Source organism: Herbidospora galbida, from assembly GCF_005233835.1.
Classification (GTDB): domain Bacteria; phylum Actinomycetota; class Actinomycetes; order Streptosporangiales; family Streptosporangiaceae; genus Herbidospora; species Herbidospora galbida.
Window position 1 is genome coordinate 65,255 of sequence record NZ_SZQA01000011.1, and the last position, 12,856, is coordinate 78,110.

Below are 12,856 nucleotides of genomic sequence, written 5' to 3' on the forward strand. Positions count from 1 at the left end.
GCCGTCGATGTAACAGAGGGAGCGGGTCTGGGCGCCGCCGCCGTGCAACGTCAGTGTTTCCCCGCGAGGGCCTGGCGGATGAAGGCGGGCACGACGCGGCGGTTCTCGGCGTACGTGCCGGGGCCGTAGATGTTGAACGGCCGGACGATGCCGCCGGTACCGCTGAGCGCGGCCGAGCATAAGCGCCAGGACACCGCGACCGGAGCGGACAGTTCAGCCATGCGCCGGAGGTTCCGGAGCCCACCGGTGAGCCCGCCCCTGTCCCCCCGTGGCTGAAGTTCCCGTCGAGGAGCTGGAGCAGAGCGCCGATGACCTGGTTCGTTACGCCTACCACGAGCTGCAGCGCCTGGGGCGCAGTGAGGTCGAGGCCCGCGCCTTCTCCTCCTGGTACGGCCGCGCCTTCGGAACGCTTCCTCCCGAGGAATGGCTCTATCCCGCAGAGATTGTGCAGACCTAGGACCTGTATCGCCCGATGGCGCCGGCCGATGCCGCGGCGGCGGCGGCCGTCCCGGTCTCCACACCACGCGACCGGAGCTCCTTCCTGCTGATGCACGCCCAGGTCTGGGCATCCCAGGCCGCACCCGACGCCACCGGCTACGCGGCCTGGTACGCCCGCACGCACGCCGATCAGCCGAGCTACGCCTGGCCCCTGCACACCGAGGCCATCAGGTCCTGGCGGGTGTCGCAGGAGGTTCGCGCGCAGCAGGAGGCTGAGGCCAGGCGCGCCGCTGCGACCTCTGCCGTTCTCGAGTCGGCGGATCCGTCAGAGGGCGCGGAGATGGCGGGGATCACGATCTCCCACGACGCCGACGGAACGCGGGTCAGCGGGACCAGCAAGGACGACACCCAGGTCCGTCACGCGCTGACCAGTGCCGGATTCAAATGGTCGCGCCGCCAGGACTTCTGGTACGTGCCACGCTCCTGGCGCGAGGCCACCCGCGCCGACCGTCTGGCCACCTGGACGATCGCGTGATGCCTTCACGCCAACGTCACGGCGGCGGGGCCGGCCACCGGTGCTGACCCCGGCCGAGGCGCTTGTCGTGGCAGTGGGGCAAGTGCTGCTGCGATGCGATCAGGAACGCTACTGGTTACGGACGGCCGCGGCGCGGATCGGTCACCTGTTCCCGCGACCGCCGTCCCAGCCGGTCTGCAACCGACAGTTGCGGGACCTAGCCGCAGATATGCGGCCGCCTTGTGGATGGCCCGCCAGGTGCCGACCTGGCACGAACCACTCCGGCTGATGGACGGCACCCAGGTCCGCACCGTCTCCGGCGTCTTGACACCCAGTTTGGCCGCGACGGCCCTCATCGCCGCCCACTCGGTCGGGTAGTTCGGGCGCACCTCGGCGACCATACGAACCGCACGGTCGCGCAGCTCAGAAGGGTAGGGGAACCAGACGTGCCATGACTCGATCCTCTCAAGAAATCGAGCCTCCATGAGTCCCGGACCGCTTCAATCCGCTACGACCACTACCCAATTCACATCACCGCTCTAGGACGTGTTCGAAGTCGGATGAGCCAGTCGTTGATGGCAGCGATTTGGACGATGGCTTCGTACCGGACGGCGAGGGTTGCGGACAGGTCGGCGAACCCGGTCACCAGATCGGCCCTGATGTCGTCGTTCGCCGCGTCGAGCGCAACCCTGACCGCCCCGATCTCGCGGAGCGCATCGGCGATCTCGGACCGCAGCACCGCCGAATCGGCTTCGGTCAGAGCGGCGTGCAGCGCCTTCTCGATGGCGGGCTCGGCGTCATCACGTTGTCGAGGACGTGCGTGCCTCCGCCGTCGACGGGATGCACGGGTCTGGCTGGACCGTGTGCGGGATCCGGAGACGGCGGAGGGGGCGTGGTCGACGCTGACCAACCTGGAGAACCTGCCCGCGCTCCTTAGAGGGCGTCGCTGCGGGTGAAGCGGAAGCGGGCCGTGTGGGTCATGCCTCCTTCCCCGATGTCCAGGTGCAGGGTCAGGCAGGTGTCGAGGTAGGACCGCGGGGTCCGCCACATCACCTGGTAGGCGCCGGCCCCGAGAATCTGGAGGGGCTCGGCGCCCTCGGCGGGCACCGGCTCGCCGCCGGTCGGCAGGCCGGTCTGGCAGTTCAGCGGGGTCACGGTCAGGTCGGCCGTCCTGAGGTCGTTGACCGGGGCGCCGAAGGCGTCGGTCAGCCACCATTTGATCGCGATGCCCTGTCCGGCCTTGGCCGTGTTGACCACGTCGTTGCGCACCGGGGCGGCGAAGCCCGTGAACACGTAGGCGACGGTGTAGGTCGCGGAGACCGGTGGGGCGGCGTTGCCCGCCCGGTCGACCGCGCCGGCGCACGTCGCGGTGACGGCGCCGACCCCGGTGGGGCCGGTCAGGGTCAGGGTCGCCGGGGTGGCCACACCGGAGCCCTGGTCGACGGTCGCGCAGCCGGCGGCCGGTACAGCGCGCACCCGGTAGACCGCGCCGTCGGTCACCCCTGTCACGCTGACCTGCGGCGCGGCGGAGTCGGGGCCGGCCCACTCGACCGGGAGCCGTCGTTCGACGCCCGCGGCCAGGGCGCGGCCGCCGTGGTCCTGGAGCAGCGGGTCGACGGTGACCGTCACCTCGCCCGACCGGTTCTCGCCGGTGAACCGGAACGCCAGGGCCAGCCGGTCGTCCGAGGGGGAGGCCGTCGACCACTGACCGCCCACGGGCCGCCCGTCGGAGGTGGTCACGCGGAGCGCCCCGGAGAGGGCCTGCGCGCTGCGGACCGGCTGGGTGAAGGTCACCGTGAGGCCGGTCGCGTCGGCCTGCACCTGGGAGACGGCCGCCAGGTCGGCGCGGAGCATGGAGACGTCCACGTCGGTGTGCGGGGGCAGCACCTTGAGCACCCGCGACTCGGCCGGCAGGTAGCCGTCCTTGGTGTAGATGACCTTCCACCAACCTTCGGGCACGTCCCAGCCGTAGCGGCCCTCGGCGTTGGTGATCTGCGGGTTGAGGTCGCCGTAGACGGCCGCGTCCCACGGCTGCCACGGACCGTCCTCGGTGGGCGCGTGCAGGAGGGTCGCGGTGACGCCGGAGATCCGGCGGTCGGTGAGGCCCTCGTACACGAAACCGGACGGGTCGAAGCGGTAGCCGATGACCGCCTTGGGCCGGGAGACGCGGGTCCAAGGCCGGGCCGACGGCGGCCAGTCGCAGGTCTCGTCGCTGTTCATCTGGCGGCGCAGCGCGTCGATGTCGTTCATGAGCGGGATTTCCAGGCCCTTGCCGATCGCCCACGTCACCGCCCACAGTCCCATGCTGAGGCCGAAGGTGGCGGGGGCGAACACCATGGTTCCGCCGGTGGAGGTCACTTGGTAGACGTCGAGCTGGATGGCGCGCCGCTTGAGCCGTTCGGCGGCGTTCTTGTAGATCTCGCCCTGGGCGCCGTCCCGGCACTGGGCGGCCATCTCGAGCATTCTGTTGATCTCGTCGTACTTGCCCGGGGCCTCGGCCAGCGAGTACATGTTGTCGCCGGTGGAGACGCTCACGAACAGGATCTCGAAGCCAAACCTGGCCGGTCCGGTCAGGAATCCGGCGGCACTGAGCGCCTTGCCCAGTTCGGTGCCCTTCGTCCGGGCGGCCAGGGTGGCGAGGTCGACGATCGCGCTCGCCCCCTCATCGGTGGTCTCGGCCTGGTAGACCTTCACGCCGGAGGCGCGCACCGCCGCCTCGCCGGCGGCGTCGGGGCGGTAGCCGGGCAGCGGCTGCACCGTGAGCCGGTAGCGCAGCTGCGCGTCGGGACCCAGTCGCGGCACGGGCACGGTGAACCGCTGGCTGACGGTGTCGCCGGTGGTCACCGGGTCCTCGACAGCCGCGTCCGCCGGGTCGAAGAGAGCAGTCGAGACGGGCGCCGGGGGGACGGGCAGTAGCGGCCGGTCCTGGACGGGCGCGTAGGTGATCGAGAGATCGCCGACCTCGGTGGCCTTCGGCAGGATCTTCGCGGCATAGACGTGGTCCTCGCCGAGCACGGGGGCCAGCGCGAGGTCCAGGGTGCCGAGCCGGGCGCGCGGCTGGGCGACCGGCCCGGTGAAACGGGCCCGGATGGTGATCTCGCGGTACGGATAGTGGATCCAGGGGAAGTTCGCGACGCCGTCGACGGGGTGGAAGACCCTGGTCGTGCCCTCCTGGGACATCGTCACCTCTTCCACCACGCTGGCGTGCGGGTCGACCACGACGGTGGCGGTCTGCGCGCCCGCCCGCAGGACGTGGCGTGAAACGTCGTGGCCGGCGGTGCCGAGGTCGATGGCGGCCTGCCAGCGTCCGCCCTCATCGGCTTCGGCTGTCGCGATCACCTTGTCGCCGTCGCGGACGACGACGTCGGCGCCCGCGGGGGCCTCGCCGGTGGCGGTGAAGCGGCCGGTCCGGCTCGACTCCGGTACTTCCAGGGTGATCGTGTCGACCTGGACTTGCGCCGATCCGAGGAGTTCCGTGGTCTCGCCGGAGGTCACCGACAGGGTGAAACGGGCTGTCCCGGAGGTTCGGGCGTACACGTCCAGGGTGCGGGTGGGCGCGGCCGGGAGTGGGATCACCACGGCGCCGTCGACGCGGCTGAACTCCACGGGCCGGCCGTCGCGAAGCACCCCGTTCTCGGGCACGGTGACCCCCGGCGGGAACTCCAAGCGGGCGCTGCCCGCCTTGGTCCGGTCGGTGAACTCGATCTGGCCGCGCAGGTGGGCCGTCTCTCCTTCCGGTACGTGCTGTCTCACCGCCCGGAATCCGCTGCCCGAGCCTTCGAGGAGCCCGGCCGCCGGGCTGAGCCGCAGGTCACCCACGTCGAGCACGCGGCCCTCGTTGATCGTCACCTGGCGGCGTACCGAAAGAGGGGTGTCGTTCGTCCCGCAGGCGGTCACGGTCAGCACATAGGTGCCCGGGACGGCGGCGGAGATCTTCAGCGCCGAACCGGAGAAGTAGGCGCGCACCGGCTCGGCCGCGTTCTCCAGCAGGGCGCAGCCGCGCCCGGTCCGCGGCGCCCCGGAAGGGTCGAGCACCCGTCCGACGACCCGGCCCCTCTCCCGGATCTCCACCGACAGCGGCACGTCGGGAGAGTCGCCGGTGACCGTTTCCGCGCACGCCCGGGTCAGGCCGACCGCGCCGCCGTCGGCGCAGAAGGTCACCTTCGAGCCGACCGGCAGGTCGAGCGGCGTCTCGGGGGAGACGGCGAAGATCCGCCTGCCTCCGGCCGTGATGTACGGCTGGTAGTAGCCCGCCGACACAGGGTCGAGTCGCTGCTCGACCCGCTGCCCCTCCAGCGTGATGGTGGTCAGCTTCGGTCGCACGACAGCGTTGGTCAGGAGGGGGAACACCAGCCGCACGGGCCCGTCCGGATCGACCTCGGCCTCGGGCGACACCCGGCCGGCGTGGGTGGCCACCGCGACGGTCGGCGTGCCGCCGAACACCTCGGCCGACCAGGTGCCGTCGGCGGCGGCCTCGACCCGCTGGGAGAGCCCGTAGCCGTCGATCATCTGGCGCACCGTGACCATTCCCCTCAGGGCACGGCCTTCGGCGTCCTCGGTAGTGCCCCGCACGGTCACCTTGGGCAACGCCTCGGGCGTGAGGGAGAGGGCGTTGCCGCCGGGCTCCAGGGTGAGGCTGCGGTCGGGGACGGCGGCGAGCCCGCGCGTGGCCCTGAGCTGGGCCGACAACTTGGCCTTGACGGTGACCTCGGTGGCCGCGTCGAGCGTGCCGAAGCCGACCCGCCCGTCCGCGCCGGTCCGGCCCGAGCGGGGCCCGGTCCGGGTGTCGAGCACGACCAGCACGTCGGGCCACCCCACGGTCACCATGAGCGAGGCGGCGGCGTGCGGCGCGACGGCCACGTCCACGACCTGCCCCGAGGCGACCGCGACGGTGCGCGGCGTGGTGCCGTCGAGACCGTCGGAGCGGCGCGTGGTGACCTTGTGGTCGGCCGCAGGGACGACCGGCACGGCGACCGTGCCGCTCTCGGTGAAGGTGGTGACCGATCCCGTGTCGGCGCTCTCGCTCCAGACCTGCAGCCGCATCCCGTCGCCGTCCCCGCCGGGCACCGTGGCGGCGACCTTCACCAGGCCGCTCACCTGGGCGGGCAGGCCCGCGACGGGACGCTCGATCGCGGTGCCGACGCCGTCGGCCAGCCGGAGCGTGGCCGAGACGACCTCCACGGTGCCCTCGGGCGGCGTCCATCCGCCCTGGTAGCGCCCCGCGGCGGTCTCCGGCAGCGCCACGGTCACCTTCCTGGCCGGATCGGCCGCCGTGCGGACCACCAGGTCGGCGGTGCCGGTGAAGCCCGCCGCGCCGACCAGCGCGAACGTGGCCTCGCGGCCGAGCGCCACCCAGCCGCCCACGCGGGGGAGGCTGGCGGCGGCCTCGGTGACGGCCAGCTTGTCGACGCGCACCTGGGCGGCCCGCGTGTACGGGGCCTCCCCGCCCGCGCGCAGAGCCGCGACCGTGTAGGTGTAGCCGGTGTCGGCGGCGACCTTCGTGTCCTCGTACGAGGTCACGTCCGCCCCCACATCGGCCAGCTTCACCCCGTCCCGGAGCACTCGGTAGCCGGTGGCGTCGGTGCGCTCCCACTGCAGGCGCACCCGGGCGCCCGGCCCGGCGAGCGCCGATAGCGGGGCCTCACCGGGAGGCAGGTCCTCCCGCAGCGTGACGCTTCTGGTCAGCGGGGCGGAGGCGCGGCCTGCGGAGTCCCGGGCGACGACCGCGATCTCGACGGTCGCGCCGGGGGTGAGGTCCGACAGCACGGTCTGCGTGGTGGTCACGGTCGTGACCCTGGCGCCGTCGACGCTCACGTCGTATGTGGCGGCCGTCGCGCCGGCGGCGGGCCACGACGCGGCGACGCTGGTCGTACCGGGCGTGGCCGTCAGTTCGGCGTCTTCCGGCCAGGCAGGCGGGGGCGTGTCAGACGGCACGGCCTTGTACAGGCGGGAGGGCTGCGGCTCGTCGGTCCGGGGGGCCACGAAGGCCGAACTGGCGGACAGGAAGGCCAGCGCCGAGCCGGTCGCGTCGATGTCGAACGAGTGCACCGCGTCCGGGAACAGCACGGTCTCACCGGGGAGCGAGTCGGCGATCCGGCCGTCCAGGCCGGGAGACGCCAGCACGGGAGCCCGGCCGGCCTGCGCCGCCTGGGTCCACAGCGCGCCGGAGCGGAGGAATGCGACCGTCCCGCCGTCCGCGCTCAGCCGGGCGGCGGTGGGCAGGTCGCCGACATCGAACGGCAGGTCGCCCGAGGCATAGGGGGCCGTCGCGGAGGCGTCCAGCGTCACGTCGGCCCCTCCGGCGAGGTCGGCCACGACCACGCCCTCGCCCAGGCCGCTGAACGCGGTCCGGCGTCCGGCGCGGTCGAGGTGGGGCGACCACGCCGCCGCCTGCGCCGAGGTCAGCGGGCGCTCGCCCGGCAGCCGCTCACCCGAGGCGGCGTCGAAGCGCAGCAGCACGGGCTCGTCGTCGCGCCGGACGTGCACGGCGAGCACCTTCCCGTCACCCGACAGGGCGGTGCCGCGCGTCTGCGATCCGGCCAGCCCGACGACGCGGACGGCGGGGGCGGCGTCGGACAGCGTGGCGAGCAGCACGCCGGGCGGGGTCCGCAGGCCCACGGCCAGCCGGGCGCCGTCCTCGCTCATCGCCAGATCGCCCAGGCGCAGGCCCGCGTCCGCGTCGGGGACGGGCACCCACGTGGTGGCGTCCAGGAGCCGGTCGCGGACGAAGATCGCCTCGCGGGTGCCCGGATCGGCCTCGGGCGGCAGGCCCAGCTCTGCGGCGTCCGCGCCCCGGGCCACGAAGGCGACCTTCCGGCCGTCGGCGCTGATCGCGGCGTCGACCACCTGGGAGAGCGGCTGCCCGTCGAGGCCGAGGCCGACGACCTCGCCGGTGGGGCTCGCCACCAGGACGTCGTTCGTGGACAGGTGCAGGGCGGTGTTCCCGTCGGCCGACAACGCGAGCGGGCCGGCGTAGAACTGGAGGTCGGGCACCTCGTCGAGGGCGTCTACTTGGTAGGCGCGCGGCAGCGGATCGGCCGCGGCCGCCGCCAGCCCGGCCGACGGCACCACGGCGGTCTCCGCCAGAAGGCTGAGGGCCACCGTCGCGGCGATCGCGACGGAACGTAAGGGTCTTCGCACGGTAACTCCTTGATCGGTCGAACCGTGCGAGAGTGCCAGGACAGGCTTGGCACGACTTTGGTGCCGACTTGGTCTTTGCCGCCCGTTGGAGGAGATCTCCCGGCTCCTCAGTGAGCAGGTGCCATCGGCGGCGGGATCGAGGGCGTCAACTGCGACGGCTCCGCCGCCACCCCGCCCGGCGGCCTTTCCGCGCCGGTCAGGACCACCCGGACGGCGAACCTTCGGCAGCGTCACCAAATAGACGAATGCGAGGCCGGTGTCCGGTGGCGCCGGATCGTTCGTCACCGGGAAGGACCGCTGACCTGGCATTGCCGGAAGCCTTCGCCGAGGGTGTCCGGATCTGTGGCGCCTCTGGTGGTGACCGCAGGCCAGCGCGGGGACGCACCTCAGTTCATCCCCGTCCTGACCGCCATCAAGGTTGCCCGCCCCAGAACCTGGACGCCTCGCACCCGGCCGGAGGTGGTCCGGGCGGACAAGGCTTACTCCTCCCGCGCCATTCGCGCGCACTTGTGTGCCCGGAGGATCAATGTCACGATCCCTGACCCAGCACACGGTTCAGCCAGACCCGCGCATCCCGTCGACGGCGGAGGCACGCACGTCCTCGACAACGTGATGACGCCGAGCCCGCCATCGAGAAGGCGCTGCACGCCGCAGGTCGGCATGCCGGAATCGGTAGACCGGCATGCCGACCTGGCCGTAGTTGGCGACCATGGTGGTCAGGTTGACGATCGCGCCCCGCCCCGCTGCACCATGCCGGGCGCCAGGTCGGCCACCAGGTAGAACGGCGCTTTGACGTTGACGTCGTGGATCTGGTCGAAGTCCTCGGCCGGCACCTGCGGGGTGGGTGCGAACGTGTACAGAGCCGCGTTGTTGATCAGGACGTCGATGTCGCCGAGATCGGCGGCGACGAAGTCGGCCTTGCCTCCTTCGGCGCGGATCTACCGTACATGGCTCACACGCGCACTCCACTGGGACCTACTGGCCGACATTCACTCCAGCGACTCCGATCGTTGAACGGGCTGGTATCGCGCAGCCGTGTTACGGCGCTCACCACGGTGGCCCGCCGGCGCGGCGCATCACGCCTGCGGGTGCTGCCAGCAGCTTGGTGTATGTCAGCACCCTGATGATCCAGAATGCGCTCGCCGAGGATGAGTGGGCGGCGCAGCTGACCGACGCCGACCGGCGCGGCCTGACTCCGCTGTCCCGGACCCACGTCGCCCCGTACGGCGAGGTCAAGCTCGACATGACCAGCCAGGCTCGCCCTCGGTGCACCGACGTCAGCCACGTGACCCCGCACGGGTGCGGTCCGGGTCTTGCGACCCGGCCGGTCGCGGGGCGGGTGAAGTCTCCATGTCGTACAGGCTTTGCATCGCTGTGTCGACGTTCGTCTTGGCGGCGGGCAGCAACGGCAGCCGGACTGCTGGGGTGGGGACCCGGCCCTGCGCGTTCAGCACCCCCTTGATCACGGTTGGGTTCGGCTCGGCGAACAGGGCGGTGGACAGTCGGGCGAGCCGGTGTCCCAGCGACTTCGCGTGATCTGCATGTCCGTACTGCCAGGCATTGGTGAGCGCGACGAACTGCGCCGTGGCCAGATGCGCGGAGGCCGCGATGGCGCCGTGCGCGCCGAGTGCCAGCATCGGCGCCAGCAGCCCGTCGGTGCCGGCCAGCACGGCGAACCGAGGGGGCGGGTCGGTGAGCAGATCGACCGCGTCGGCGTCGATGGCCTCGGGCGCGTACTTGATGCCGATTACCGCGTCGATCGCGGCAAGCCGCCGTACCGCTTCGGCGGACAACTGCTGCCCGGTGCGGTGTGGCACGTGGTACACCACCAGAGGCAGTGGGCTCACCGCCGCCAGCGCGTCGAAGTGGGCGACCACGTCGTCCTCGCCGGGCCGTACGAAGGGCGGCACCAGGCACAACGCAGCGGTCACCGTAGGGTAACCGGCTAGTTACCGCAGGTCCTCGGCGGTGTTGGCGCCGGCCACGAGTGGTACGTCCCGGCGCAGGCACACCGCGTTCAGCACGTCTAGCACGCTGGCCCGTTCGGCGCCGCTCAACGCGCCGGCCTCGGCGGTGGTGCCCAGGGTCACCACACCGGCGGCGCCTGCGGCAAGGACCTCGTGCGCGAGGTTCTCCAGTGCGCCCAGAGCGACCGCCCCGGTCCGGTCGAAGGGAGTGATCAAGGGAACATGCACGCCGGTCAACATCATGGCTCTCAGCCTGCCGATCAAAAACCGTAAGATCCAGCTCCGATTACTTCGCTTATCCGTAAGGGAAGCTGATGCTCGACGTACGCCGGCTGCGGCTGCTGAGCGACCTGGACCGGCTCGGCACGATCGCCGCCGTCGCGGCCGTCCACGCCTACACGCCTTCGGCGGTGTCCCAGCAGCTGGCCGCGTTGGAACGCAAGCCGGTGTGGCGCTGTTGCATCGCAATGGCCGCCGAGTGCAATTCACGGCGGCCGGGCGGGTGCTGGTTCGTCACGCAGCGGTGGTGCTGAACGCCATGGAGGAAACCACCGCGGCGCTGGCCGCCGTGAGTTCGGAGCCCACTGGCGTGGCGCGCGTCGGCGCCCAGCCCACCGCCGTACGTACCGTGCTGCCTGCGGCGCTGGTTGCCCTAGGTCGCGACTATCCCGGGTTGGAACTGTCGGTCAGCGAGCTGGATCCCATCGCGGAGCCTGCCGCGCTGCTTGACCGACGACTCGATGTGGGGTTGTTGCACGACTACGACGTGGTGCCGGCCGTCGCCGACGCGATGCTGGAATCGGTGGCCTTGCTCGACGAGACGGTGTACTTGGCCGTTGCGGTGGATGCGCCGATCAGTACCCTCGCCCACACCCGCGACACCGAGTGGATCCTGGCCACCCCTGGAACGTTGTGTCACGAGGCCGCTCTACGGGTCTGCCGGGCCGCCGGTTTCACCCCCCGAGCACGCCACCACATCGACGACTTCGACGCCGTGCTCGCCCAGGTCGCCGCCGATCAAGGGGTCGCGCTAGTGCCCCAACTGGCGGCCGGATCGAAACACCCGGTAAGGCTGATCGCCGTGCCGACCCGGCGGCGCACCCGCATCGGGTATCGCCGTGGCGCCGCCGCACACCCTGCCGTGATGGCTGTCGTCGCCGCGCTACGCGCTTCAGCCAGTGCGTTCGTTCGAGACTGACCGCAGCTCCGACGTGTCGCCCACGGCCTCACCTCGTCGACAAACGTCTATTGGAGATCCACAACGCGGACGGAATCGGGTCAGCGGCCGGCCCAGCGTCGTCACCACCGAGATCATCCGGGCAGCGCGGGACCTGCGATCGTGGGGGTCAGTTCTGGCACCCTCTGCAACCACATGCACAGTGGTGGCGCGGGCCCATGCGAGTCAGGTCCTAGAACGGGCGGCCGTCGCAGTCGTAGTGTCCGCCATCCCCTCGCCCGCACGCCGACACCGGGCCCGGCTACTTGGTATGACGCCTGCGCTCCACGCTTCACCCGGCGCCGACGTCAGATCGAGCGCGGCCCGCGGTCCGGGACGCGGAAGAGGCCATGACCCGGCCCACATCGCCTACCTGCCGGTCACCGACATGGAGCCGCTGCCGTACGCGCTGGCGCAGCGGGGCGGAGAACGAGCCCATCCGGGCACTGGCCGGGATCATCCGCGATCTGGGCCCTCTGCTGTCAGCCTGGCCTCTTGAGGTGGCGTCGTCAGAGTGGTGAAGACAGCTCGATGAGCGAGTAGATCTCAGGCGCAGCTGAGTGGCGGGTGGAGCCGGACCCGGCGAGGTCGGGCAGGATGCGCGGGCCCTTACGGCCGCTGCCGACCGCGACCGCCGTCGGCCAGGGCGACCCGGCGGCGGTACTCTCGCGGGGACGCGCCGGTGACCCGCTTGAACGCGCTGCTCAGCGCGCTCTCCGAGCCGTAGCCGACCTTGTCGGCGATGGCTGACAAGGTCTCGTCGCCGCGGCGCAGGCACGCGGCGGCCAGTTCGATCCGCCAGCCGGTCAGGTAGTCGAGCGGGGCCTGTCCGACGGTGCGCTTGAAGCGGGCGGCGAGTGTCGACCGGGACACCGCGGCGACCTGGGCCAGTTGGGCGACCGTCCAGGCGTGGGCCGGTCGGGCGTGCATCGCCCCCAGCGCCAGGGCCACGACCGGATCGGTGAGCCCGGCCAGCCAGCCGGACGCCATACCCGGCCCACCGGCGGTCAGAGACAGGCGCAACAGGTGTATCAGCATCACGAGGGCGAGATGCTGGGTGACCAGGGTCGAGGCGAGCGGCCGGTCGCGCAGTTCCACGTCGATCTGCTCAAGCGCCCAGCGCACGGTCGCGGCCTCGGGCGTGCCGCCGAGCACGTGAATCACCGGCGGCAGCGCGTCGAGCAACAGCTCCTGGGCCCGCTCACCGAAGTCGAACCGGCCACCGCTGAAGACCACGTCCTCGGTGGTCCCCACCCGGGCCACGCCGTCAGTGGCCGCCGCGAAGAACGGACCGGCCGGGATCGGCGGCAGCCCCGGACCACTGGCCAGAGTAAAGCCGAGTGGCCGGGTCAGCAGGAAACAGTCACCCTCCGCCAGTTCGATCGGCTCCGGCACGCCGTCGACGGTCAGCAGGCAACTGCCCCGGCGCACCGCGTTGAACTTGACCGCCGGCCGTGGCCTGAACGACAACGCCCACTCGCCACCCGCCACGAGCCCGGTGGACATGTGGCCAGTCGTGCCCACAAGTGTGAGGATGCCTTCCAAAGGGTCGGTAAGTTGGACGCTCACGCAAGAACGTTA

Annotated in this window: 9 protein-coding genes and 3 pseudogenes; 5 read left to right on the plus strand and 7 right to left on the minus strand. The window is 71.7% G+C overall.

Annotated elements, in window-relative coordinates; translation table 11 throughout:
• Positions 1-50 precede the first annotated feature (50 nt).
• Positions 51-221 (minus strand): NAD-dependent epimerase/dehydratase family protein, encoded by a 171-nt coding sequence (locus FDA94_RS13735; RefSeq protein ID WP_137247448.1) that lies wholly within the window; start codon positions 219-221, stop codon positions 51-53.
• 47 nt (positions 222-268) lie between these two features.
• On the opposite strand from FDA94_RS13735, the gene FDA94_RS13740 reads away from it, so the two are divergent.
• The 3 genes and pseudogenes from FDA94_RS13740 to FDA94_RS41525 form a co-directional block, all read left to right on the plus strand.
• On the plus strand, positions 269-457 hold the full coding sequence (locus FDA94_RS13740) for a hypothetical protein (RefSeq protein ID WP_137247449.1): 189 nt from the start codon (positions 269-271) through the stop codon (positions 455-457).
• A gap of 15 nt (positions 458-472) precedes the next feature.
• Positions 473-973, plus strand: coding sequence for a hypothetical protein (locus FDA94_RS13745; RefSeq protein ID WP_137247450.1), 501 nt, complete (start codon positions 473-475; stop codon positions 971-973).
• Positions 973-1,261 (plus strand): annotated as a pseudogene (locus tag FDA94_RS41525) (IS982 family transposase); the annotation flags it as partial. The gene FDA94_RS13745 and the pseudogene FDA94_RS41525, both read left to right, overlap by 1 nt.
• On the opposite strand, the pseudogene FDA94_RS13750 reads toward FDA94_RS41525, so the two are convergent.
• The 5 genes and pseudogenes from FDA94_RS13750 to FDA94_RS13770 form a co-directional block, all read right to left on the minus strand.
• A pseudogene (locus tag FDA94_RS13750) lies at positions 1,249-1,437 on the minus strand (hypothetical protein); the annotation flags it as partial. The pseudogenes FDA94_RS41525 and FDA94_RS13750 overlap by 13 nt on opposite strands.
• Before the next feature lie 41 nt (positions 1,438-1,478).
• A complete protein-coding gene (locus FDA94_RS13755; RefSeq protein ID WP_137247451.1) occupies positions 1,479-1,862 on the minus strand; it encodes a hypothetical protein in 384 nt (127 codons plus the stop codon).
• Between the two features lie 23 nt (positions 1,863-1,885).
• Positions 1,886-8,092, minus strand: coding sequence for a PxKF domain-containing protein (locus FDA94_RS13760; protein ID WP_137247452.1), 6,207 nt, complete (start codon positions 8,090-8,092; stop codon positions 1,886-1,888).
• Positions 8,093-8,808: 716 nt separating this feature from the next.
• Complete coding sequence (locus tag FDA94_RS41080; RefSeq protein WP_170990930.1) at positions 8,809-9,030, minus strand: SDR family NAD(P)-dependent oxidoreductase; 222 nt, start codon at positions 9,028-9,030, stop codon at positions 8,809-8,811.
• A 339-nt stretch (positions 9,031-9,369) separates the two neighbouring features.
• Positions 9,370-10,302 (minus strand): annotated as a pseudogene (locus FDA94_RS13770) (dihydrodipicolinate synthase family protein).
• Between the two features lie 71 nt (positions 10,303-10,373).
• Between FDA94_RS13770 and FDA94_RS40495 the strand changes: the two are divergent.
• Together FDA94_RS40495 and FDA94_RS13775 are read left to right on the plus strand one after the other, a co-directional pair.
• Positions 10,374-10,592, plus strand: coding sequence for a helix-turn-helix domain-containing protein (locus FDA94_RS40495; RefSeq protein WP_246059854.1), 219 nt, complete (start codon positions 10,374-10,376; stop codon positions 10,590-10,592).
• Positions 10,586-11,257, plus strand: coding sequence for a LysR substrate-binding domain-containing protein (locus FDA94_RS13775; protein WP_246059856.1), 672 nt, complete (start codon positions 10,586-10,588; stop codon positions 11,255-11,257). Before FDA94_RS40495 ends, FDA94_RS13775 begins: the two co-directional genes overlap by 7 nt.
• Positions 11,258-11,884: 627 nt before the next feature.
• On the opposite strand, the gene FDA94_RS13780 is transcribed toward FDA94_RS13775, so the two are convergent.
• Complete coding sequence (locus tag FDA94_RS13780; protein ID WP_137247453.1) at positions 11,885-12,844, minus strand: AraC family transcriptional regulator; 960 nt, start codon at positions 12,842-12,844, stop codon at positions 11,885-11,887.
• Between the last annotated feature and the right edge of the window lie 12 nt (positions 12,845-12,856).